Origin of the sequence: Neoalteromonas arenosi, from assembly GCF_030362855.1 — a bacterium.
Classification (GTDB): domain Bacteria; phylum Pseudomonadota; class Gammaproteobacteria; order Enterobacterales; family Alteromonadaceae; genus Alteromonas_E; species Alteromonas_E arenosi.
In genome coordinates this window covers 424,723-449,476 of record NZ_JAUCBP010000007.1, presented here as the reverse complement: position 1 = coordinate 449,476, position 24,754 = coordinate 424,723, and the positions used below count along the sequence as shown (strand labels likewise).

Annotated in this window: 20 protein-coding genes; 3 read left to right on the top strand and 17 right to left on the bottom strand. The window is 46.4% G+C overall.

Annotated features, from left to right (window positions below):
* Nucleotides 1-14 precede the first annotated feature (14 nt).
* The 8 genes from QTP81_RS08415 to QTP81_RS08380 all read right to left on the bottom strand — a co-directional run bounded on the left by QTP81_RS08415 (nt 15) and on the right by QTP81_RS08380 (nt 8,821).
* Entirely contained in the window at nt 15-233 is a 219-nt protein-coding gene (locus QTP81_RS08415; protein WP_289364908.1) for a hypothetical protein, read from the bottom strand.
* On the bottom strand, nt 223-3,057 hold the full coding sequence (locus QTP81_RS08410) for a DUF349 domain-containing protein (protein ID WP_289364907.1): 2,835 nt from the start codon (nt 3,055-3,057) through the stop codon (nt 223-225). The genes QTP81_RS08415 and QTP81_RS08410 overlap by 11 nt, the downstream gene beginning before the upstream one ends.
* Nucleotides 3,047-3,334 carry a YeaC family protein gene (locus QTP81_RS08405; RefSeq protein ID WP_289364906.1) on the bottom strand — a complete coding sequence of 96 codons (288 nt, stop codon included), beginning with the start codon at nt 3,332-3,334 and terminating at the stop codon, nt 3,047-3,049. Before QTP81_RS08405 ends, QTP81_RS08410 begins: the two co-directional genes overlap by 11 nt.
* A 12-nt stretch (nt 3,335-3,346) precedes the next feature.
* Nucleotides 3,347-3,670 carry a zinc-ribbon domain-containing protein gene (locus QTP81_RS08400; RefSeq protein ID WP_289364905.1) on the bottom strand — a complete coding sequence of 108 codons (324 nt, stop codon included), beginning with the start codon at nt 3,668-3,670 and terminating at the stop codon, nt 3,347-3,349.
* Nucleotides 3,671-3,826: 156 nt separating this feature from the next.
* Nucleotides 3,827-5,488, bottom strand: a complete 1,662-nt coding sequence (locus QTP81_RS08395) for an alanine/glycine:cation symporter family protein (protein ID WP_289364904.1) — start codon at nt 5,486-5,488, stop codon at nt 3,827-3,829.
* Nucleotides 5,489-5,533: 45 nt separating this feature from the next.
* Nucleotides 5,534-6,661 carry a M14 family metallopeptidase gene (locus tag QTP81_RS08390; RefSeq protein WP_289364903.1) on the bottom strand — a complete coding sequence of 376 codons (1,128 nt, stop codon included), beginning with the start codon at nt 6,659-6,661 and terminating at the stop codon, nt 5,534-5,536.
* 77 nt (nt 6,662-6,738) lie between these two features.
* A complete protein-coding gene (locus tag QTP81_RS08385; protein ID WP_289364902.1) occupies nt 6,739-7,251 on the bottom strand; it encodes a TlpA family protein disulfide reductase in 513 nt (170 codons plus the stop codon).
* A 115-nt stretch (nt 7,252-7,366) separates the two neighbouring features.
* On the bottom strand, nt 7,367-8,821 hold the full coding sequence (locus QTP81_RS08380; protein ID WP_289364901.1) for a glyceraldehyde-3-phosphate dehydrogenase: 1,455 nt from the start codon (nt 8,819-8,821) through the stop codon (nt 7,367-7,369).
* Between the two features lie 194 nt (nt 8,822-9,015).
* Here QTP81_RS08380 and QTP81_RS08375 point away from each other — a divergent pair, with 194 nt between their 5' ends.
* Nucleotides 9,016-9,840, top strand: a complete 825-nt coding sequence (locus tag QTP81_RS08375) for a DUF2989 domain-containing protein (RefSeq protein ID WP_289364900.1) — start codon at nt 9,016-9,018, stop codon at nt 9,838-9,840.
* A gap of 90 nt (nt 9,841-9,930) precedes the next feature.
* On the opposite strand, the gene msrB is transcribed toward QTP81_RS08375, so the two are convergent.
* The 5 genes from msrB to malQ are packed head-to-tail and all read right to left on the bottom strand — an operon-like array spanning nt 9,931 to nt 18,424.
* Nucleotides 9,931-10,320: a peptide-methionine (R)-S-oxide reductase MsrB gene (gene msrB, locus QTP81_RS08370; RefSeq protein WP_289364899.1), complete on the bottom strand. Its 390-nt coding sequence runs from the start codon at nt 10,318-10,320 to the stop codon at nt 9,931-9,933.
* A 44-nt stretch (nt 10,321-10,364) separates the two neighbouring features.
* Nucleotides 10,365-11,912, bottom strand: a complete 1,548-nt coding sequence (gnd, locus tag QTP81_RS08365) for an NADP-dependent phosphogluconate dehydrogenase (RefSeq protein ID WP_289364898.1) — start codon at nt 11,910-11,912, stop codon at nt 10,365-10,367.
* Between the two features lie 49 nt (nt 11,913-11,961).
* Nucleotides 11,962-14,010 (bottom strand): glycogen debranching protein GlgX, encoded by a 2,049-nt coding sequence (glgX, locus tag QTP81_RS08360; protein ID WP_289364897.1) that lies wholly within the window; start codon nt 14,008-14,010, stop codon nt 11,962-11,964.
* 16 nt (nt 14,011-14,026) lie between these two features.
* Nucleotides 14,027-16,210: a 1,4-alpha-glucan branching protein GlgB gene (gene glgB / locus QTP81_RS08355; protein WP_289364896.1), complete on the bottom strand. Its 2,184-nt coding sequence runs from the start codon at nt 16,208-16,210 to the stop codon at nt 14,027-14,029.
* Nucleotides 16,211-16,225: 15 nt separating this feature from the next.
* Nucleotides 16,226-18,424 (bottom strand): 4-alpha-glucanotransferase, encoded by a 2,199-nt coding sequence (gene malQ / locus QTP81_RS08350; protein WP_289364895.1) that lies wholly within the window; start codon nt 18,422-18,424, stop codon nt 16,226-16,228.
* A 215-nt stretch (nt 18,425-18,639) separates the two neighbouring features.
* Here malQ and gap point away from each other — a divergent pair, with 215 nt between their 5' ends.
* Entirely contained in the window at nt 18,640-19,635 is a 996-nt protein-coding gene (gene gap, locus QTP81_RS08345; RefSeq protein WP_289364894.1) for a type I glyceraldehyde-3-phosphate dehydrogenase, read from the top strand.
* Between the two features lie 94 nt (nt 19,636-19,729).
* Nucleotides 19,730-20,578 carry a D-hexose-6-phosphate mutarotase gene (locus QTP81_RS08340; protein ID WP_289364893.1) on the top strand — a complete coding sequence of 283 codons (849 nt, stop codon included), beginning with the start codon at nt 19,730-19,732 and terminating at the stop codon, nt 20,576-20,578.
* Between the two features lie 38 nt (nt 20,579-20,616).
* Here the strand turns inward: QTP81_RS08340 and QTP81_RS08335 are convergent, their stop codons facing one another.
* Genes QTP81_RS08335 through pgl form a run of 4 tightly spaced genes read right to left on the bottom strand, consistent with a single transcriptional unit; the run spans nt 20,617 to nt 24,746 of the window.
* Complete coding sequence (locus tag QTP81_RS08335; protein WP_289364892.1) at nt 20,617-21,261, bottom strand: bifunctional 4-hydroxy-2-oxoglutarate aldolase/2-dehydro-3-deoxy-phosphogluconate aldolase; 645 nt, start codon at nt 21,259-21,261, stop codon at nt 20,617-20,619.
* A complete protein-coding gene (gene glk / locus QTP81_RS08330; RefSeq protein ID WP_289365620.1) occupies nt 21,258-22,220 on the bottom strand; it encodes a glucokinase in 963 nt (320 codons plus the stop codon). The genes QTP81_RS08335 and glk overlap by 4 nt, the downstream gene beginning before the upstream one ends.
* The gene (gene edd, locus QTP81_RS08325; protein ID WP_289364891.1) at nt 22,217-24,043 is read right to left on the bottom strand and encodes a phosphogluconate dehydratase; all 1,827 of its coding nucleotides are present in this window, start codon (nt 24,041-24,043) and stop codon (nt 22,217-22,219) included. The genes glk and edd overlap by 4 nt, the downstream gene beginning before the upstream one ends.
* A 10-nt stretch (nt 24,044-24,053) precedes the next feature.
* Nucleotides 24,054-24,746, bottom strand: a complete 693-nt coding sequence (gene pgl / locus QTP81_RS08320) for a 6-phosphogluconolactonase (protein ID WP_289364890.1) — start codon at nt 24,744-24,746, stop codon at nt 24,054-24,056.
* Between the last annotated feature and the right edge of the window lie 8 nt (nt 24,747-24,754).

Genomic DNA, 24,754 nt, shown 5'->3' with positions numbered 1-24,754 from the left:
GCCAAGCTAAGTGTTTAGAGTGCTTTACCACCTAACTCAGTGGCGAGATCGTCAAGGCGAGATACCGTATCATCAAATGCGTTAGCCGCAGGTAAGTACGTGACTTTGACACTTGCAGAGTCACGACCATATTCGGCCTTTAAATCGCGTTGATGCCAATTTTTTACGGAGTTTAAGAAGCGATAAGCTTGTGGCTCTGAATCGAAATTAAACTCTACTTCCTCATACAACACGTTTAGCAACCTCCACCGTGTCTGGCATCAAAGCAGCCCTTACACGCGCTAACAACGACAAATCGTCGCGACGCAATGGACCAGTCGCAAGCCATTGAGCAAATAGCTGCCATTTATCGGGTAGTTCACCACTGCTGAGTTTTTCACTCATTAATTGCACTTGTTGTTGACTGCGCAATTCGCTGTCGTGTTTGGGTGATGGACACATTGTGACAATTTCTATCCGCACAGTGATTGCTTGACGCGTGAGTGACTCCGATTGCGCCACCGAACGCAACGCAATGCCAGGTAAATTGGGTGCATGTTGATCGAGTAACTCATCCTCATCCACACGACTTGGCAAATAGTCGAACAACTGTTGCAATTGGCTGTTAAACAGCGCAAGCTTTAACTCGCGCTTTTGAACGCGAATTCGATTGCTAATATCATCACTCAATCGCCTTAATTGTTGCATTGGTCTGCGCACCAGCTTTTCATCTATATCATTGACAGCTGAGTTAAAATCGCGCATCACTTTATCGAGCTCTTCCTCCAATACATCGAGTTGCCCCGTCGAAATACCTTCTTGTTCGATACTTTCTAGCAATCCGTTGAGCGTTGACTCAGCGGCGTCGAGCGCATTATCGAAAGTGGCTTGTACCGACTGTTTCTGCTGTTTTAATTGTGCAAACGCTCGGTCATTGACGCTGCGAAACGTTTTCCACAGCGATTGATCTTGCTTGCTACCCGCAAAACCCACTGCTTGCCATTGTTTCTGGAGCGCTTTTACTTGCTGAACAACATCACTTGTTGAATCTTGTAACAGCGCTTCTGCGCGCTTAATCAAACGTCTTTTCTGCTCTGCATTTTCGTTGTGCACCGCAGCTACTCGTTGCTTGAGTGGTTTGCTCAAAGCCGTATAACGACGCTTTAGCGCTTGCCAATCGGCCCGCCCGATCTCACCAAGCTTAAACCAGCGTTGGTTCAACTGGTTAAATAATTTGGCAAACTCATTGTCATCTTCCATGTTTGGATTTAGTTGTTCCAGCTCAGTTAAAATGCTCTCGGCCTGCGATTTATTGTCCGCGCGCATGGCGTTTTCCTCAGCCTGAAACTGTTGTACCGGGGCGAAAGCTTGCTCAGCCGCCTGATCAAATTGCTGTTGGAGAGACTCGGCTTGTTGTTGGTCCCCGATTTGAAGACTATTCCAGTTCCGACGTAACACTTGAACTTGTTGCCGACGCTCATCAATATCTCGCACTGGCTCAGCGGCCAAAGTCTGCATCTGTTGTAATAATTCTGGTAATCGCGGAGCTGCAACATATGATTGCCAACCTTTGAGCTCGGCAACCATCGCCTGATGCGCATCGAGCTGGCGTTGAATCCGCATAACGAAACTCGCCGGTAATTGCGTTACCGCTGTAATCACTTTTTTGTCAATAGCTAATACTGCTTTAAACTTGCCTTGTTTATACAAGCCTTGCGCCGCACGCAGCTTACTTTGACATAAACGCATGGTTTCATCAGCTTGTTTACGACAATCGTTTAAGGCCTTTTGCCAGTGCTGCTGAAGAGTTAACCAATTGCTTTGCATCTCTTCTGGTAGCTCATTACCAACTTGACCGATCACAGTCCCGACTTGCTGCTTTAACGTGTCAAAGACAGTTTTACTCGCGTCGTATTCGCTGAGTGACTGAGGGACTTGATAACTCTCTTCAAAGCTCTTCACAATGGCATTTAACTGTTGTTGCGCGGCAATAAAACTAGGTAGCTTTTCTAGCCTAGTCGCCAACACTTGTAATTGTTGAGTCAATGAATCTTCGGCGCTAGCAGGTTCGGCCTCATTAACTAATGTGGCAATAGACGCTCTTAGTCCATCGATACGTAACTGCACGTTATCATCAATGATCTCAAAACCTTCACCTACCAACGCTTTTGCCTGTGCAGCAAGCTCTGTTGCTTTTGCTCGCCATTGTTTTAACTGTTCGCGCTTGGCCAATGCAGCTTGTTGTTCTTGGTATTGCGGGTAAAGACGGGCAAGCGTGTGATCAACGGCTTGACTAATCAGCGCGTATTTCTGCTGCAGGGCTTGAGCTGATTGCTCGTCATATTCGCCCAACTCTGCGATATCAGCCTCAATATGCAAACGCAACTGAGTACTTGATGCTGATACAGCCGCGTAATCCTGACCATCCGTGAGTGCTTTGAGCTTGCTCAAGTTTAGGCGCAATGACTCACTAAGTTCACTTGGTCGTAGGGCCTTAGCTCGCAGGGTTTCAATACGCTGCACAATTAATTCTTGGTGTGCTGCAAGCTCTATATGGCGATTGAGTTTTGTTAGTGTTTCGAGGTCGTCCAGTCGACTAATTAAAAACTCGCGCACATTTTCACTGGCGTGTTGCAGCATAAACTGGCGTGAAAAAGTATTATCACCAATACGATGAAGTAACTCACTGACCACTTCTGGTTCATCGTTAAACATGTCTGTATGTTCAAGCGCATGCTTTAAGATAACGATTTCCTTGGATTCTAAAACTGTAGCCCGTCTCAGCTCTGGAGTTATTAGATCGCTGCTTTCATCAGACAAAATCGCAAGTACTTTTTTCTGGGCCTGACTTTTCACCGCACTATTTGCAGCTATTTGCGACATCTTTAACCACAAAGGAAAGGATTTGAGCTGTTCTAATGCTGCTAAGCTCACGCGGCCGTCCGCATCATTGAAAGCCAATTCGTGTAGCTTGCTTTTATCGCTCGCCACATTGGGATTGAGCTTTTCGATAGCCTGAATGCGAATAGCGGGGTCTTTATGGGAGTGTTTTGGCGTGAATAGACGCTTAAATATCATGTTTCTTAAACCTGGCAATGAGGGAATCTTGTTGCATTTGTAACTCTGATTTCAATTCTTGACGAGACTTGTGAATGATCTCGCCGTCAGCCCCAACCGTCATATGCTCACCTGATTGCTCGACCTTTGCTTGATACACCAGTACGGCTTGCAACAGCATGTCGCGCTGGTGTTCGGACATAGGTTTGCCATCAAACCACTTTCCAGTTTCCACTAGTTGTTTCACACGCTCATACAGCGCTGGCGTCATCGACGTAATCAAAGATTCAACTTGCACGGCAACCTCTTACTAAAATCGCTTCATGATAAAAAGTCGAACGCGGTTAACCAAGTACCACACTAAACCAACCACTGAACAACCAACCGCAATATTTTGTTGCAGATCCGTAGGTTGACTTCCGCCCCAGTACCACATTCCAAAACCGCCAACAAACAGAAGCATCGCTAGCATGGATTGGTTTTGCAGACTTTGACGCTTGTTAAAACGCTGCATTTCTTGCTTGCGCAAAATATCTTCTTCTGAAGCATTTCCTACAGCAAAACCACAGTGCGAACATGTAGGCGCTTTGTCTGATATTTTCTTGTTACACGATGGACAATTGATCAATGCCATAAAAATTTCCTCTACTGCGTGGCGTATGCAAAAAAGCCAACACGCCAATAAGTTGTTTTACGCCTTCGAACGCTATTTAGTTTGCTCGAATTAGAGCGGGCTTAAAAAGCAAAAGGCACCAATTGAGTATTGGTGCCTTGAAGTGAAAATAACAGGTTATTTATCGGCGTTGCGCTGCCAATAATCGTCTACTGTCTCTTTCATCTCTTTGCGCAGCATTACGATGCCAAATAAGTTTGGCAAGGTCATTACTACGATTGCGACAGCTGACAGTGCCCATACTAAGGTCGTGTCGGAAAACGAAGCCCACACAAAGCCTGCAACATAAATTACTCGATATGGCATCACCGAGCGCGGACCTAACAAATAGGTCATTGCCCTGTCACCGTAATATGACCATGCGATAGCCGTTGAGAATGCGAACAATAGCAATCCAACCGATACAATATACTGTCCATAGTCACCGAAGAATCCACGGGTAAATGCAATCGCTGTTAATGGTGCTGAGTGAACTAGAGATTTACCTGAAACTTGCAAGTTTTCTCGCACTGGACGCCCGTCTTTAATTTCCAGCATGCCCGAGAATAGATCTTCGTTATTAACCTTATAAACGACATCTTCAGCGATAGACCGAGAATTGATCAGCGTGTAACCACCAGAGACCGCTACACCATTAACTACTGAAATCTGACCATTATAGGCTTCTACCGTGCTGCCCTCGACATCGTTGAGATATAGGTAAAGCTGATTAACGCTTTCAACATCGGCTTCGGTATATTGGCCACTAACAAACAACATATCCGACCGATCAAATACGTTTTCGTGTTTTTCATTCCAAACACCTGACGACAAAATCACCAAGCCAGTAATGGTGCAAATGATGATGGTATCGATAAAGGGTTCTAAAATAGACACCATTCCTTCAGATACAGGCTCTTTAGTCTTGGCCGCAGCGTGTGCAATAGGGGCAGATCCCTGGCCAGCCTCATTTGAGAACAACCCCCGGTTAACACCGCGGTTGAACGCATAAGCTAAGGTAGCTCCCAAGAAACCGCCGGCAGCTGCAGAGCCGGTAAATGCATCACCGATCACTGACATAAACGCAGGTCCAATGTTTTCAACATTGGCAAAGATAACAGCAAACGCACCGATTAAGTAAATCACAGCCATAATCGGAACAATGCGTGCAGTTACTGCAGCAATACGCTGGATACCGCCAAGAATTACTAGGGCAAGTAAAACTCCCAAACCTGCGCCAACGTATATAGCTTCGATACCAAAGGTCGCTTCTATACTGGTCGCAATACCATTACTTTGCGGTAAGTTACCGGTACCAAATGAGCTGATAACTGTCGCAATAGCAAACGCTACCGCGAGCCATTTCATGTTTAAGCGGCGATCCATATAGTACATTGGACCACCCGCCATAGTGCCGTCTTCAGTTTTAACCCGGTACTTGTGCGATAAGGTAACTTCCACAAATTTGGTGGTCATACCTAAGAATGCCGTTGCCCACATCCAGAATAATGCTGCTGGGCCACCAAGGAAAATAGCAAATGCCACACCACTAATATTCCCTGTACCTACAGTACCAGATAAGGCCGTGGTCAAAGCACGAAAGTGGGTGGTATCGCCAGGGTCATTGTCTTTATCAAACTTACCAGTAATGACTTTACAGGCATGTTTAAAATAGCGAATTTGAGGAAACTTTAGGTAGATTGTGAAAAATAAACCTACGCCGAGTAGCACATATGGGAACCAAAACGCCCCGCCAAGTAAACCGTCGAGATCGACGAGAAAATTATACAACCCTTCCAAGGTATTCCCCTCTTGTTATTATTGTAAGTCCGAAAGTAGCCAAGATTAGCGCAGTTCCGCTAGAACTGCACGCACTGCTACCAATAAATCTTCACCGAGCTGCATGCTGCGCTGCGGTGACCATCCGTATGCTGGATCCGGTAAATCAGCGTTGTCTTTAAACGGCATCTCCAAGGTAAATGCCATACAATTGAAGCCTTCAGCAACAGCATTAGATGCTATGGTTAAATCCGCTTCACCGGGCTTGTCTACTGGATAACCATGTTGCGTTTGAAACTCAGGGGTAGCATTGAGCAGCGCTTGTTTAAATATGGACTCCAGGTGCTGCATGCGCTCATCATAACTGGGCACGCCCTCGCTGCCAGCAACAAAATTATACGGCAACGCTTCATCGCCGTGTAGATCGAGGTACATATCTACACCCGTCGCACGCATTTCTTCTAGCACATACAAAACCTCTGGACTGCGTTCAGCAGTGGGCGTCGCCCATTCGCGGTTTAAGTTGGCACCAACAGCATTGGTGCGTAAATGCCCGCGCACAGAACCATCAGGGTTCATGTTAGGCACAATGTAGAATACAGCTTCATCAAGCAACGCTCGCGCTAAACCGTCTTGATCATCAAGCAATCGCGTGATCAATCCCTCAGCACACCACTCAGCCATCGTTTCCCCTGGGTGCTGGCGCGCCGTTATCCACACTGACTTTCTATCTTCGCGCGGCTCGCCAATGATCAAAAGAGACATATCACGACCATCTAAGGTTTGACCAAGCAACTTATGGCGGCAATCAAAGCTGGTTTGCGCTTGGGCGATCAAGTCTAAATGGCGCTCATAGCTATACGGCGCGAAATAGGCAAAATAGACCATGTCATGTTCTGGAGTGAAACTGAACGATAAGCTTTGGCCATCAAATTCAGCATCGACTCTGAACCACTCTTCACGGTCGTAACTCACTGCGACTGAATATCCTTGCCAGCCACCAGGATATGCCGACTTGTCTAGGCCCGTAAGCGTAAAATTATGGGTTTCAAACGGCGTTGATTGCAGCCTGAAATGGAACCATTGAAAAAACTCTGAATTGTTATCACGGTTAATTGCCAGTTTAATGTCGTCTGGCGTTTCGGCTTGAATGATTTGAATGTTGCCACTGTCGAAATTGGCTGAAATATGCATAGGATCCAATCTTGTTGTTGGTATACCCATAGTGTAAACGTTATGCCCCTGTTGACTCAATGATTGAATGTCATTGATCACTGGTAGTTGATTAGGAACTCACGGAGTTTTAAACCTGCTGCAGTGCTATAACCTTTCGATCCGCCGATGATTTCGTTTTGCGTATTAAGCAAATAGTAGGTTGGATAGGCACTCACATTAAACTGTTGCTTTATTTGATTATTGCCTAGCAGGATTGGACTGTTAATTTCATGTTGGGCTGCAAATGCCTCTACATCTTGAATATTGGCATAATCTAATGCGACTCGAACGATCTTGATGTTGTCGTTATTCACATATTCCAAGTTGCCAATACTCAAATGACACACCTGACACCACGGCGCAAAAAAATACACTAACGTTGGCGTTTCATCACTTAATAATGGAGAGGGCTGTCCTTGTAGTGAGGGTAAGACTTGATGTGCTATTGAAACTGAGCCATCTTGCTCTAACATATCGCGCCCCTGCCAGGCCAATACTGCGGCGATAATAATCCCACCGATGACGATATCTCTAACCCAAAGGGTCCATTTTTGACCAGCTAGCTTCACTGCAATTACACCTTGTTTATACGCCCTAGATCAGACCTCCTACCCTAGCAGAAAATTTCATTGTGAAAATAAAAAAGCCCGCTAAAACGCAGGCTTTTTTGACACGTATGTGTGATTAACGAATTTCGCCTGGGATAGTTGGGAAGTCAATCCCTGCCATATCGCGAACACAACGCATAACCTGACAACTATAGCCAAACTCATTGTCGTACCAAACGTACAAGGTCACGCGGTTATCTGCCACGATCGTTGCCTGTGAGTCTACAATTGCCGCTGCCCGTGCCCCCACCAAATCGGTAGATACAATTTCCGTCGACGCGGTGTAATCAATTTGATGCTGCAGCGGAGAGAATAATGCCGTATCGCGTAAGAACTCGTTTAAGCTCACTTTATCAGTCGCTTGTTTCAAGTTCAGGTTCAATATTGCCATTGAAACATTTGGGGTTGGAACCCGAATAGCATTACCGGTTAGCTTACCTGCTAACTTAGGATAGGCCTTAGCAACAGCTTTAGCTGCACCTGTCTCAGTCAAAACCATGTTTAGTGGCGCACTGCGACCACGACGCTCACCTTTGTGGTAGTTATCAATAAGGTTTTGGTCATTGGTGTATGAGTGAACTGTCTCAACGTGACCGTTTTCAATTCCAAACTGCTCATCTAGCGCTTTTAATACCGGTGTGATGGCATTAGTTGTACAACTAGCGGCAGATAAGATGGTATCTGAGGCTTCGATATCACCATCGTTAACCCCGTGGACGATATTTTTAATATCACCTTTACCCGGCGCCGTTAGAATTGCCTTAGACGTGCCCTTTGCCTTCAAATGCAAACCTAGGCCATCGCGATCTCGCCAGATGCCAGTGTTATCAATGACAATCGCATTGTTGATGCCATATTGTGTGTAATCGACTTCTTCAGGGCTATTTGCATAGATAACTTGGATGTATGATCCGTTCGCTTTAATTGCTTTGCGCTCATGATCAATCGTAATACTGCCGTTAAATGGACCGTGAACTGAATCGCGACGCAAAAGGCTCGCGCGCTTTTCTAAATCGCCATCACGACCACCGCGCACTACAATTGCGCGCAATCTCAACTTATTACTCTTGCCTTGACGTTCAATCATCAAACGCGCTAACAAGCGTCCGATACGACCAAAGCCGTATAGCACTACATCTTGTGGTTCGTGCTCATCTTTGCGATCAACAATTTCACTCAATGCGTCACGTAAGTATGCGTCTAGGTCATTATTATCGACTGCTTTGCCATAATGAAAGTCAAACGCTAACTTACCGACATCAATCTGTGCTGGCGCCAACTGCATCTTGCTTAAAGCTTCAACAATCGGCCAGCTCTCGCGCAATCTGAGTTTTACGCCTTCGTGTAAACGCACAGTGCGGTGTGCTTTGATCACATCAATAGCACTGGCGTTCAACAAAGGACGACCGTAGATAGAAATTTCAACTGCGTGGTCACGATAAAGACTGCCGATTAACGGTAACATCTTTTCCGCGTATTCCTGACGTTCCTGCCAACTGGATTGTAACTCTTGTTCGAATTGTTGATTCATGCCCCACCTAGATAGTAATCAATAGCTATACGTAATGTGCGTTTGCGATCCGAGGTGCAACTTCAAATTCTTTGAGAATTTGCGCTACACTGATATTTGAATCGCTAAGCATCAGCCTAAAAACGGCGGCTATTGTAAAGATAGAATGGGCTTCCGCCAAATTGTTGAAAAATTTCACTTTTAGTCAAAAACGGATGAAAAATTTGGTTTCTGTACGTTATTTTCCCACATTTATACTTGTTCTAATAACCTTGCTAACACTCAGCGGCTGTGATGGTTTTGCCCCTCGAACCGTGGCACAAATGTGTGAAGAAAATCCGGAAATTTGCAACGACCTCAATCCTGACTATTGGTGCCGGGCTGAAAAAGCTGACATTATCAAGCATCGCTATGATCACTTAAATGAGATGCCAGAAAAAGCCCAATACGATTTATTGTTAATGTTTGAGAGCTATAAAACGTGTATCGATAAAGCTGCACAAATACGCCATATCAAGTTGCGTGAAAAAGAATCTGGGCGCATGAAAGGTGCGCTCACTGCTCAGCGCGAATTGCAGCGCTTATCACGTGCCACCCGAGACTCTAACAATCCCTATTTGGCTTATTATCAATGGTCTAGACATGGTCACGAAGACGCCTTACGGAGGTTTCTTGCCCATCAAAAAGCAGGGCGTTTAAACTCCCCGGCTCTGCAAGTTGGCTTGGCTTCATACTATGCAAAAATCGATACTGGTCATGCAATTAATGCATTGTATACAGCGCTTAGCCTATACACGGATGACGATGCTGTAGACCCGGAAATTTTCATATCCCTGTATACCTTACATCAACAGCGAGACGAGATTGAACGCGCTGTTTTGTGGGGCTATGTCGGTAGCGAGTACGAAGAAAATGACGTTGACGTAAGCGAGCTCGCGGCGATTGCTACGCAAGCCGGTTTAGACCTCGATAAGGTCCAGCGAGAAGCCCGCCGACTTTACGACCGAATTGAGTCAGGTGACTTCAATTTTTCGAGTTAGACTGAAAGTAACTTTCACGTTTGCGTATCAAAAAATTGACAAATTTCGATTATTTTTCAGTTTTATAACCCAATGCTGGCACACAACCGGTCATTCACTTGCTTCATTAAAGGTTAATGAGACTGAATTTACGCAGTAGCGTTTCCCCGTTGGCGCAGGACCATCATCAAAAACGTGACCTAGATGCGCATCACAGGCTCGGCATACAATCTCTATTCGTCGCATCCCGTGACTGAGGTCCATCTGATATTCAACGTTATTCGCCTCACTTTGTGCAGAAAACGAAGGCCAACCACACCCCGATTCAAACTTCGCTTGCGCGGTGAATAATTCCGCACCACAGCAGGTGCAGTGATAAGTGCCGGGCGCAAACTGATCAAGTAATTCGCCGGTAAATGGTCTTTCTGTTCCTTTTTCGCGGCATACGCGAAACTGTTCTGGGGTTAGTTTCTCGCGCCAATAACTATCATCATGTTGCATAGTGAACACTCCTCAGTAAGCGAGTGATTTTATCACTCGCAGAACTATTTCTTGATACTGACTTGCGGCCGGTTAGGCTCACTCCATTCAATGTGATAGCGCTTACCAGCGGGCTTGTCAACGCGTTGAAATGTATGCGCACCAAAATAGTCACGTTGGCCTTGTAGTAAGTTAGCCGGTAAAACTTCCATGCGATACGAGTCGTAATATCCAAGAGCCGACATCATTGCTGGACACGGCACGCCGCTTAATACTGCATGGCTAATCGCTGAACGCCAATCTTGCTGATAACTGACGATTTGCTGCGTGAAAAATGGGTCGACTAATAAGTTCGCAAGATTGTCATTTTGCTCGTAAGCGTGAGTAATCGACTGAAGGAAAACGGCTCTAATGATACAGCCTGCGCGCCATATTTTCGCGATTTCGGCGAAATCTAACTTCCATCCATGTTCTTTTGCCGCGATATCCATTAATTGGAAACCCTGGGCATAGGCACATATTTTACTGCAGTAGAGCGCGTGTTTTAGCGCTGTGACAATCTCTTCGCGTTCGCTAGCGGAGTATTCTTTCAACGCCGGCCCCGCAAGTACTTTACTCGCTGCCACGCGCTCATCTTTTAAACTAGATAGACTTCGCGCAAACACCGCTTGAGTTATGGTTTGCGCTGGACTACCGACTTCAAGTGAACTCACGGCAGTCCATAAACCCGTACCCTTTTGACCGGCGCGGTCCAAAATGACATCAACCAATGGTAAATCAGTCTCGGTGTCCGTTTGCTCTAGCACTTCAGCACTAATTTCAATTAAATAGCTATTGAGTTCACCTTCGTTCCAGTCGCGAAACACCGCAGCGATTTCTTTAGGTGTCATTGCTAGCGCGTAGCGCATAACGTGATAGGTTTCGCAAATCAGCTGCATATCGGCATATTCGATGCCATTGTGCACCATCTTCACGTAGTGCCCTGCCCCAACAGGTCCTATGTATGTCGCACAGGGCTCGCCGTGCTTGACTGGATGTCCCGGTGTATTGGACTCGATCGGCTTACCGGTGTCAGGGTCTACTTTTGCGGCAATAGCATGGAGAACGGGTTCTAATCGAGTCCACGCATAAGGGTTGCCTGACGGCATTAAAGATGGACCAAAGCGCGCACCTACTTCACCACCTGATACCGCAGTAGAGAAGAAAATAAATTTACCTTTATACTTCTTCTCACGTTCGACCGAATCCGTCCATAAACTGTTACCGGTATCAACAACAATATCATCGGCGTCAATGCCTGCATCTATTAAGTGATGACAAACGTGATCAACTGGCTCTCCGGCAGGTACGGATAGAATGATTAAATGCGGAGCTTTGAGGTTTTTCAGTAGCTCAGTGTATGAGCGACATGCAATAACGCGCGGTTCTGCATCGCCACGCTCGGCAGTGTCTTGCGCTATGATTGCGTCAATTTTTGCTTGGTCTAAATCAAAACAAGCGATTTTGTATCCGTTATCGGCCAAATTAAGTGTTAGGTTTCCCCCCATTACACCAAGGCCGATAAAACCAATATCACACAAAGAATCACTAGAGTTGTTGGCTGTTGCTTGCATTGTTTATATTCCCCACCGGATGATGGGGGCGCATGATACCAAAGCTCGCCTAATAGGAGTAGGTGAAAATTGCAATTGATTTACTGGCCATCTTAAATGTTCGTTGCACACAAATTTTAGGCAGCTCACCAATATCTTGATAGCGGGTGTCCAAACGCAACGTCCAGCCTCCTTGCGGCTCTAACAATGGCAATCTAAATTTCACTCTATGATCACTGGCATTGAAACAAATCAACCAATGCTCCGGCCGTGTTGATGCTGAGGAGCTTGACAAACATTTGAGTTCTACCACAAACGATTGGTTTTCATTTTCGTGCCAATCGTGCGGTGTTTTATAGCTACCATTGGGTTTGTACCAATTTACTTTCGCGATGTTTCCACTCGCGTAATAGCTATCGTCTTCGAGTTGTAACTCACTAAATAAACGACTGCTGCGCCTGAGCGCGATTACTTCTCGACAAAAAGATAAAAAAGCACGCTGGGTATCATCTAGCTCCCACTTATACCAATTGATCGGATTGTCTTGGCAATACGCATTATTATTGCCGCCCTGAGTGCGACTCAGTTCATCGCCACCTAAGATATGGGGGGTTCCTTGCGAGAGTATCAATGTAGTAAACAAGTTGCGCTTCTGACGCTCGCGTATTTTGTTTATTGCGCTGTCGGTTGTTGGCCCCTCGATCCCGTAATTAGCCGAAAGGTTGTGTGAGTGGCCATCGCGATTTTGCTCTAAATTAGCGTCGTTGTGTTTTTCGCTGTAGCACACCAAATCGTGCAATGTAAAACCGTCGTGATAGGTAACAGGATTAACTGAGGTACAAATTGGTTTTGAGCCTTTGTGATAAATATCACGCGACCCCATTACTCGAGTTGCAAAGTCGCTGGTGATACCTTTGTCTCCGCGCCAAAACGCGCGCACTGTATCGCGGAACTTATCATTACACTCGCGCCAACCGTGTGGGAAGCTACCAACTTGATACCCCCCCATGCCAATATCCCATGGCTCAGCCACCAGCAACACGTCTGCCAATACCGGATCTTGCTGAATCGCCCTGAACAAGGCGGCATCGGTCGAAAAGGCGTGTTGGTCGCGTCCCAAGCTCGCGGCTAAATCAAAGCGAAAACCATCAACGCCCAGTACTTCAACCCAATAGCGCAACGCATCCATTATCAGCGTTAACATCACCGGATGTGCAGTGTTAAAACTGTTCCCACACCCCGAGTTATTGCTGTAGCGTCGCTCACCGTTTTTGTCGTATTCAAACAAATACGCTTGGCTTTCGCACAACCCCTTAAAGCTCAGCATAGTACCGCCTTCGCCACCTTCAGCGGTGTGATTAAATACAACGTCCATAATCACTTCAATTCCGGCTTCGTGGTAGGTGTCTACCATGGCTTTAAATTCCGCTATAGCATCTTGTTTGGCATAGCGTGGCTCAACGGCAAAGAAATTAACCGGGTTATAGCCCCAATAATTGGTAAGTCCCAAATTTGTTATGTAGGGCTCAGGCATAAAACTCGCACAGGGCAAAAATTGCACCGTGGTTATACTCAGCTGACGTAGGTGCTGAATAACGACCGGATTAGCTGCACCAACATAGGTGCCGCGTTCATCTTCAGGGATATCGGGATGTAACTGGGTCAACCCTTTGATGTGTGCTTCATATATTACGCGAGGGGCTTCTTTATCGAATAATTGCAGCCTTACACGCTTTGGCTCTTCCGGCACTACAACACATTTAGGCATCATGCCTGCACTATCACCTAGATAACGCTCTGCAATCCAGTTACAAGGACGGCTCAGCGCCTTGGCGTAAGGATCAATTAGCAACTTATCGTGGCTATCATCGTTGCGGTGTGGTTTATCAACGCGGTAGCCATATAACTGACCAGGCTTGATTTCGGCGACGCCAATATGCCAAACATCTCCCGTTTTCCCGGGCATGGGATACTCGGCTATGGGTTGTTCATCGGCATCGAACAAACACAACGTAACCGCTTTAGCGTTTGGGGAATAAACGGCAAAGTTACAGCCGTAATCGCAGACGGTAGCGCCTAGCGGCTTGGCTCGGCCAAAATGAAACTTACGCGGCGCCATAGGAGTTCACAAAAAATTAATCAGCGATTATAAATAATGTAGCCAAAGGTGGAACATTTATAATAATTGAATGACTTTGATGATTCCACGCCAATTTTTCTGCAGTCATTGCGGTTTGAACCGGATACTCGCTGCCCCAGTAGGCTTTGTCATCGGTATTGAGCAATAGTTTATAGCTGCCGGCGTCTTTAACCCCTAAGCGAAAATTTTCCCGCGGCAGCGGTGTAAAGTTACACACTGCATAGACTTTAGGCTGATTTGTCGGCCCTTTGCGCACAAAAGATACAATCGATTGATCGGCATTTTCATGATCAATCCATTCAAACCCTTGCGGATCACAATCAAACACATGGAGTGCCGGAATATCCCGATACAGCTGATTCAAGTCTTTGTACAACGCCTGAATGCCAGCGTGCTTTTCATATTGCAGCAAATCCCACTGTAATTGTGCATCGTGATTCCATTCCAGTGCTTGGCCCCATTCATTTCCCATAAAGTTGAGCTTCTTACCGGGGTGGCCAAACATAAATGCCGCATAACAACGCAAGTTAGCGGCTTGTTGCCACTCGTCCCCCGGCATTTTCTGTAACATTGAGCCCTTACCGTGCACCACCTCGTCATGGGAAATAGGCAGAACAAAGTTCTCATTAAATGCATAGACCATTGAGAACGTGATTTCACCATGGTGATAACGGCGGTAGGCAGGATCTTTGGCGATATAGTGCAAGGAGTCGTGCATCCACCCCATGTTCCACTTGAAGCCAAACCCAAGACCACCGTCGAATACCGGACGCGATACTTTCGCGAACGACGTCGATTCTTCAGCGATTGTCATAGCGCGCGGGAATTTTTTATAGACTTCTTGGTTCATCCACTGCAACAAACTAATCGCTTCGTAATTGTGGTTACCCCCATCGACATTGGGGATCCACTCGCCGTCATTGCGCGAATAGTCAAGATAAAGCATTGATGCAACTGCATCTACACGCAACCCATCAACGTGGAATTTGTCTAGCCAATACAAGGCGTTTGCCACTAAAAATTGACGTACGGTGTCTTTGCCAAAATCGTAAATACAGGAGTTCCAATCCGGATGCCACCCCTTACGTGGATCCTCATACTCGTATACACAGCTACCATCAAAGCGCGCTAAACCATGACCGTCTTCCGGGAAATGGGCTGGCACCCAATCGATGATCACACCAATGTTGTGTTGGTGGCATTGATCGACAAAATATTTGAATTCGTCAGGGTGACCGAAGCGGCTTGTAGGCGCAAACATACCGACTGGCTGATAGCCCCATGATCCATCAAATGGGTATTCTGAAATGGGTAGTAATTCAATATGCGTGTAGTTCATCTCAACCAAGTAAGGTATCAACTCAGCGGCTAATTCTCGATAGCTAAGATAACGCTCGCCAGTGTCGTGGTCGGGACGTTTCCACGAACCAAGCTGAACCTCATAAATGCTCATTGGTTGAGTGTAGGGATCACTGGTTTCACGATTCATCCAAGCGGAGTCTTGCCACTCATATTGACTGTGATCATAAACACGTGATGCATGTGAGGGATACTGTTCTGCGCTAAAACCTATAGGGTCGGCCTTGTGCGGTAATTCGTTACCATGTGCATCTTTAACTTGGTACTTGTATTGCGTACCAGAGCCCAAATAAGGCACGAATAGTACCCAATAGCCCAGTTCTGTGCGTTGCATTGGATGGCTACTGCCATTCCACAAGTTAAACTCTCCTATCAGAGAAACAGCTGAGGCGTTCGGCGCAAATACGGCAAATCGAACGCCTTCTATCGCGTGTTCAGAGACATCAGTAACAGTGAGGATCTGTGCACCTGCTTGTTGATACAAGTTCTCTGGAGCATGATCGATGTAATGTACTGCGTGATAGGCTTGTGCCTGAAACTGATAGGGGTCGAGATACTGATAGGTGGTTTCTGCAGTCGTAATTTCAAAGCCGTACAACTGCGGTAAATCCGCTTGCGGAATAGTTACTGAATACAGCGAAGAATCCTCGATGCAAGCCATTTTCTCGATCGGTGCACGAGATGTCCAATCAATCAATTCAACACTTTTGGCACCGGGTAACCAGGCGTTAACAGTGACTGCGGAATCTTCAACCTGGGGCCCAAGACAATCAAAAGGTGTCGCACATTGGGCGCGTGCCAAAAGTGGTATTTGCTGCATTAAAATTCCTTACTGTTAACTACCTGCTTGTTTACGCGCATTATCTATACGTTGAGCCAAAGACATAATATTTGGATCATCAAAGATTGTAGAGAGCGATCGAGACAGTTTTCTCTTCCAATTAGGATACTCATTAAATGTACCAGGAATATTGACTGGTTTATCCATTTGTAGCCAATCTTCTAATTGTAGGCTAAGTAGAGCACTTGAACCACTGGCCATGTGCGCTTGCATCCCGTAATTCAGGTTCTGAGTCATGGGCGTATGATTGACGTCTCGTCCAACACTCTCATCGACCGACAAATGACCGTGTAGCGTATCAAGAATCTGTTGTTTATTCTCGTGCCTGTCGTTATACAGCGTCGCAAGGACGTCTTCATCTTGATATAAACCAACCTCTTTGCCCAATTCAAGGTCATAGCAATGCCAATAACCTATTAATGTCGGCATATCATGAGTAGTCAGCGTAGACATAGACTGGATCGGATAGTGACTCGGCGAGAAGAACCCTCCATCTTCGGCCTGTTCGAAAAAGAACACACGGTATGAATAAATTCCGTTTTCAGCCAATTTGCTGCGGATTTCTTCGGGCACTGTACCCAAGTCTTCACCAATCACTAAACTTTGATTGCGCTGGCTTTCCAACGCCAAAATAGCCAGTAAATCGTCAACCGGGTAGTATACATAACCGCCCTCTTTGGCGTGATCGCCTTTCTTGATCCACCACAGTCGTAATAGCGCCATCGCGTGGTCAATACGCAATGCCCCTGAGGCATGCATGTTTGATGCGAACAAATCAATTATCGGTTGATAGGCTTGGGCATATAACTTTTCTGGGTCCATCGGTGGTAAGCCCCAATTCTGTCCAAGTGGACCAAGAATATCGGGGGGAGCGCCAACACTAGCACCTGTACAATATAGGTCTTTATTGCCCCATATTTCTGCACTCCCCTCACTCACACCAACAGCCAAATCACGGTACAAACCTATGGTCATACCAAGATCCGACGCCTTTTGGCTAGCAGCATCAAATTGCAATGAGGCCTGCCATTGTAAAAACATGTAGAACTTAATGCGATTCGCATATTTCTTTTTAAACTTTGCAACATCAGATGAGGAAAAATCAGCATATTTGCTCGGGAATACCGGCCAGCCCCAACTTTCCTTACCTTCTGATTTGAGGTGCTCTGTCATCGCATCAAACGTTGCCAGTACTTCAAGACTCTCCCCACCGTCAGCCACAAAAGATTTAAACGCTTTATTTACTTTTGTGTTCTTGGTCAGATATTTAGCATTAAAAACGTCAAACACGCGACTTAACGCGGCTAACTTTAGACTTGCTACCGCTTCATAATCGATATAGTCGATTTGTCTTACGTGATTTAACTGTTGCTGGAAGCCTGTATTGTTGATTAACGCTTGTACTGAGTCATCGTTGTACCCTTCGATTCTAGTGACATCAACGTATAAGTAATTAAGCCAGCGACGAGAAGATGGACCGTATGGGCTGCAAGCATCGGGGTTTGACGGGTACAATGCATGGATCGGGTTAAGGCCAATAAAGTCTGCGCCGCGTTGAGCCGACTTCTCTACCAAAAAGGCTAGGTCACTGAAATCACCAATGCCCCAATTAGACTCACTGCGTAAACAATACAGCTGGACACTTAATCCCCAGATCTTCTTGCCTTGAGCAATCGGCTCCGGGGTGTAACACCGCAGTGGTGCAACTATCAGCCGCATGTTCGCCAAAACATCATCACCGTCGGCGAGCAATTGCACATTGTGATAACCCAATGGTAGTTCAGCTTCTACGTGAATAGCGTAAGCCTGAAATTCAATATCGTTAATATTGGTAGCGTCGATCAAATCTGCGTCAACCGGCACAAACTCGAGCTGATGCTCACTGCCGTCTTCGCATTGAATCGCCAATGTATGTGGATCATTAACCAACTCAATGGGCAATTTAACGGTGATCACCAAGTGCTCATTGCTACGCACAACCTGGACTGGATCTAGCGGCTTCAACCACGCATCAGCAACTTTTTGCTGTATTTCGTGTGCAATGCTTTCAGGCGATGAAATGTCATGCCCCATGACTTCTAAAAGCTTGTTCTTAGTAGATTCATTAACTTGCGCGGGTTTGCCCCAAGCGTCAACGTATCGGGTTTCAATACCTCGCATTTCAACGAGAGAATCGAGCGCGTTTACTGCCATTTTTTGTGTCCGTAAAAAACTAGTTGAAACTTATCAACGTAAATAAATTGTTAACATTATCGTGTAAGAACGTTTGTGCCGCACCTGAATACGTTTGCAAGCCGATAAATCGGCCCTTAAAACGTAATTTTACATCATATTACGGCTAAAACTTTGCTAAAAAGCGTTTTTTGATCCATAATTTTCGTAATTATATTACATACTGAGACAAAGTCATGACAATTAAAGTTGGTATTAACGGTTTTGGCCGCATAGGCCGTTTAGTATTACGTGCTGCAACACAACGCACGGATATTGAAGTAGTTGGCATTAACGATTTACTTGACGTTGATTACATTGCCTATATGTTTAAGTATGACTCCACTCACGGAAAGTTCAATGGCACTGTTGAAGTTGTCGACGGCAACTTAATTGTCAATGGTAAAACTATTCGCGTTACTGCAGAGCGCGACCCTGCCGCCTTAGCATGGGGCGAGATTGCGGCTGATGTGGTGGTCGAAGCTACTGGTTTGTTTCTAACTGAAGAAACTGCACAAAAGCACATCGATGCTGGTGCGAAAAAAGTTGTCATGTCGGCACCTTCGAAAGACGCGACACCGATGTTTGTAATGGGTGTTAATCACAACGATTATGCAGGCCAAATCATTGTCTCTAATGCATCGTGCACCACAAACTGTTTGGCGCCGTTAGCGAAAGTCCTCAACGATGAGTTTGGTATTGTCGATGGTTTGATGACAACCGTCCACGCAACTACAGCAACTCAGAAAACGGTGGATGGTCCGTCATCAAAAGATTGGCGTGGCGGGCGTGGTGCATCTCAGAACATTATCCCATCATCTACGGGTGCCGCCAAAGCAGTTGGCCGAGTGATTCCTGAGTTGAATGGTAAGTTAACGGGTATGGCATTCCGTGTCCCAACTGCCAACGTGTCAGTTGTCGACCTAACCGTTAACCTTGCTAAGCCAGCCAGCTATGAAGCCATCTGTGCGGCAATGAAGGCAGCAGCAGAAGGCGAGCTTAAAGGTGTTTTGGGTTACACTGAAGACGCTGTGGTATCGCAAGACTTTATCGGCGAAACACAAACTTCAGTGTTTGATGCGACTGCGGGTATCGCATTAACGGATACCTTTGTTAAAGTCGTTGCTTGGTACGATAACGAAATGGGCTATTCGAACAAAGTTCTCGACTTAGTCGCTCATATTTCCAAATAACCTCTTCAAGGGCAACATCTGTTGCCCTTACTTTTATCTGGCTATACTAGCCAACAACGCTTTTCCATAAATGTCTTGTTAGCGAGATCAACTCATGCTTTATACAAAAGTTACCCACGGTAGTCGTGATCAGGTAGCAACGGTTACCATTGAAAATAACCAAGCAAGTGTCGTGATTAGTTTGTTCGGTGGTCACGTATTGTCGTTTCAGCCAAAAACAGACAATCGCGAGCGTTTGTGGATGAGCTCGCTTGCACAATTTGATAAACGCAAACCTATACGCGGTGGTATACCCGTTTGTTGGCCATGGTTTGCAGCCGCGCCACAAGATTTTACTGATGAGTTTGGTGAACTTCCCGCTCATGGCTACGTGCGTACCTGTGACTGGCAAGTCGTTCACATTCAAGAGTCTGTTGATGCCACCACGGTGACACTTACACCACTTATTGAGGCGCAGAACAATCTATTGCCCAACCTGCATGTCGAGCTAGAGTTAGTCATTGCAAAAACATTAACGGTGCGTTTGCGAACGACTAACAGTGGAGCTTCTCGCAGTTATTACGCAGCCCTACACAGCTATTTTGCAGTGTCTGATATTCATCACACTGAGTTACATGATTTAACATCCCCCTACATAGATAAGCTGCAAAACTGGGCGCAATGCCCTGCGCCATCACCATACTGTTTCACATCGGAAACCGACAGAATTCACCTTAGTGCGACGCCAAGCGTAACGATTACATCAGGTGAAGCTAGCACTGTTGTCAATTCACATGGACATGACAGTCTAGTGGTTTGGAACCCTTGGCAAGACAGATGCAAGGAGATGATAGATATGAGCGATGACAGCTACTTAACAATGTTATGTGTTGAAACTGCGCGTACTCAAGCGAATGTAATTACGCAGAATGAGACGCATATTTTAGAACAAGTAATTCGATAAGCAGTACTTTCATTAACGAAAGTACTGCAACGAAGAAGTTATTGTGTAGCGTTCTTGACCGCAGTAGCTGCAAGCTCTGTGATCTGTGCCCAATCGCCTGACTTTATCGCTTCGTCTGGGGCTAACCAAGACCCGCCCACACATTTCACATTGGGTAAGGCTAAATACTCCAGATAGTTGCTTGGGCTAATACCTCCGGTTGGACAAAATGTCGTCTCCGGAAATGGACCGCCAATAGATTTCAGGGCTTTAACACCACCTGAAGCCTCTGCTGGGAAAAATTTCAAATAGGTATAACCTGCGTCTTTCGCCTTCATCAAATCTGATATAGACGAAATACCAGGGATCAGTGGGATCGTACCGCGTGCACCAGCTTCGAGTAGATCTGCGGTCATACCTGGGCTAATAGCAAACTTAGCGCCAGCCTCAGTAACCTCTTTAAGTTGCTGGGCATTGGTAACAGTACCTGCGCCAATGATTGCCTCTGGTACCTTGTTCGCAATTTCACGAATAACATCCAAAGCTGCTGGTGTGCGAAGTGTTACTTCTAGTACTTTAATGCCGCCAGCTATCAGTGCTTCAGCAAGTGGAATAGCGTGCGCCACATCGTGGATAACTAATACTGGCACTACGGGGCCAGAAGCAAACACTTCAGCCGGGGATATTGTCCAATTGTTCATCATGCGTTTAGACTCGCTGTTTGTTGTTTCAAATAAGCGCCAGCACCTAATAAGCCGTGATCAGGTTCAGCGATTAAATAAGTTGGAATAGGTTTCACATAGTCAGCAAACTGCCCTTTGTTTTCGAAACACTTGCGGAAATCACTATGTTCAAGAATGTCAATAATGCGTAAAGCAATACCACCGCCAATAAAAACGCCACCAGTAGTTGCTAAATTCAGTGCCAAATTGCCCGCAAAGTTGCCTAAAATACGACAAAATTGCTCAACCGTTTGACGGCTGATTGGGCAGCTATTATCGAGAGCGGCAGCAGTGACTTGAGCAGCTTCGGTGAAGGTAGCCGGATGTTGCTGATCTTCGGCCAAAGCGCGGTAGATGTTCACTATTCCACGACCTGACATGACTTCTTCAGCTGACGCACGGCCGTGCAATTTTTGTAAATAACGCCAAATGACAACGTCAGTTTCGTCACACGGTGAAAAATCAACGTGACCACCTTCCCCATCGAGAGTTTGCCACCCTTCGGCAGTATGGGTCATGTGTTCAACGCCCAGTCCAGTACCAGGCCCAAACACTGCTATATTGCCGGTTTCACTGCGAGAGCCTGTCCCCAACTGGATAATTTGATCCGCCCGCAAAACTGGTAGTGAATGGGCGACCGCAGAGAAATCGTTGATCACACCGAGCCAGTTGAGACGCAAATGCGCTTTCAGCGCTTGCTTTGAAAATGCCCACGTGTGATTGGTCATCTTGACCCAGTCATTGTTAGTAGGGCAAGCAATGGCTATACATCCACAATCGAAGATTAAATCAGGCATGTCGGCGAAGTAATGCTCAATAGCTGCCTCTATACTTGGGAAATCTGCACATAGGTATTTCTTAATGTGTGATAAATGCCCATCTTCAATAACGGCCAACCGAATGTTGGTACCGCCAACATCTGCAACGAAACTTGCCATTATGCTTGTTCCTGCTCAACAAACAGAGAACACGCACCTTCTTCAGCACCCGTAAGTGTTGACCGCATACCGCCAAACATTTCACGGCCCATACCGATCTGATGCATAGCTATATCCGTTTTTGCAGGCTGACGCTGATCCAATTCAGACGCTTCAACAAGTAATTTAAGCTCACCCGTTTGCGTATTAATTTCAATCATGTCGCCGTCTTGCACTTTAGCAATTAGCCCACCTTTGTAGGCTTCTGGCGTAACGTGAATAGCAGCAGGCACCTTACCTGAAGCCCCTGACATACGACCATCGGTCACCAAGGCCACTTTGTAGCCGCGGTCTTGCAGCACACCAAGAGGCGGCGTCAGGCGATGCAGTTCAGGCATACCAATCGCAGCAGGCCCTTGGAAGCGCACAACCACTACGCAATCACGATCGAGATCGCCGGCCTTGAACGCTGCGTCTAATTCAAATTGATCTTCAAAAACAACGGCTGGTGCTTTGATGTGACAATGCGGTTCACGCAGCGCCGACGTTTTCATTACAGAACGCCCAAGATTACCGCTGAGTACTGATAGTCCACCGTCGGGTTTAAAAGGTACTGCAACTGAAGCAACAACTTCTTTATCTAACGATTCTGTAGGCCCATCGCGCCACTCTAGCTCACCATCAACCAATACAGGCTCTTTGGTGTACTGATCTAAGCCATCGCCACAGATTGTTTTAACGTCGTTGTGCAACAAGCCGTTGTCGAGTAATTCTTTAAACAACAACGCCATACCGCCGGCCGCGGTAAAGTGGTTAATATCAGCGTGGCCATTGGGATATATACGCGTGAGAAGTGGTGTCGCATTGGATAGATCAGAGAAATCATCCCAATTAACGATGTAGCCAGCAGCGCGAGCTACCGCTATCAAGTGCATGGTGTGGTTGGTTGAACCACCAGTGGCTAATAGCGCCACTAAGCCATTGACGATAGCTTTAGCATCAACAACATGGCCAATCGGCGTGTAGTTATCGCCTAAGTCCGTCAGGCGCGTCGCCTGTACTGCAGCGGCTTTAGTTAACGCATCACGCAAAGGTGTGCCCGGATTAACGAACGACGAGCCCGGCAAATGCAAGCCCATCATTTCTACCACTAATTGGTTACTGTTTGCCGTTCCATAGAAGGTACATGTACCCGCTGAGTGATATGACTGAGATTCCGCTTCTAATAATTCTTCACGTCCTACTTTGCCCTCCGCATATGCTTGGCGTACACGTGCCTTCTCTTTATTTGGCAAGCCTGAAGGCATGGGGCCGGCAGGTACGAACACTGTCGGAAGGTGACCAAAACTCAAACTACCAAGGAGTAACCCTGGCACGATTTTATCGCAAATACCCAGCATCATGGCGGAGTCAAACATATTGTGAGACAGTGCAACAGCAGCACTCATGGCGATGACATCGCGGCTCATCAAACTCAGGTCCATACCTGGATTACCCTGCGTAACACCATCACACATGGCTGGAACACCGCCAGCGAATTGAGCGACACTGCCGACCTCGTTGACCGCTTGCTTGATAATTGCAGGATAACCTTCATAAGGCTGATGCGCCGAAAGCATGTCATTGTATGACGATACGATCGCGACGTTCGCTTTAGTCATACTGCGCAAATCGGCTTTATCTGCAGAATTACAAGCAGCAAAACCATGCGCTAAGTTACCACATGAGAGTGCACCACGATGCGGACCATCCTTTCGTGCGCGTTCTATCTTTTGTAGATACGCAGCCCGCGTCGCTTGGCTGCGTTCAATAATTCGATCAGTTACGTCTTGGATTTGTGAATTCATAAGCTATCTCCTAAGGGGCCCAAACGAGAGTAACGTCTGCGTTTTCGACTACGGCTTTAATCGGCTTCTCTGCCGCATTTGCAACGGTTAATGCTTGCTCTAGAACAGCAAGCTTCTCATCGCCCGTCAGATGTAAAAATAAATTATTCGCGCTGACTAGAGCGGGCAAGGTGTATGACATACGCTGATGCGGCGCCGTTGTAGGCTCAGTGGCGATAAACGTATTCCCTGAATTAAGGTCCAGTCCAGCGTCAATTTGCGCACAGCACGGGAACAGTGAAGCGGTATGAGCATCCCCTCCCATTCCCAAAATCAGCACATCGAAGGGCAAGCGAGGCTGTGCATCATCAGCATGTAACGTCGACACAGCATCAAATGCATTGTCATGCCCGGTTTTCAGTGGGAAAAAGCGCGCCACGGCAGCTTTATCAACTAATAGATTCTCGCGTACTAATTTTTCGTTGCTATCCGCATGGGTGTTATCTACCCAGCGCTCATCGGCGAGTGTTACTACAACACTCGACCAATCTATCGGTTGTTGACACAGTTGCTGGAAAAACGGCAATGGTGTACTACCGCCACTGACTGCTAGCGAAGCATTGCCTTTCGCGGCGATAGCATCGCTAAGTAATCCGGCAACTTGCTTTGCAAACTGTTCATTTAATGATTCGCGAGATGCGAACTTCTGTTCCGTTAAAGCCATCGATGCCC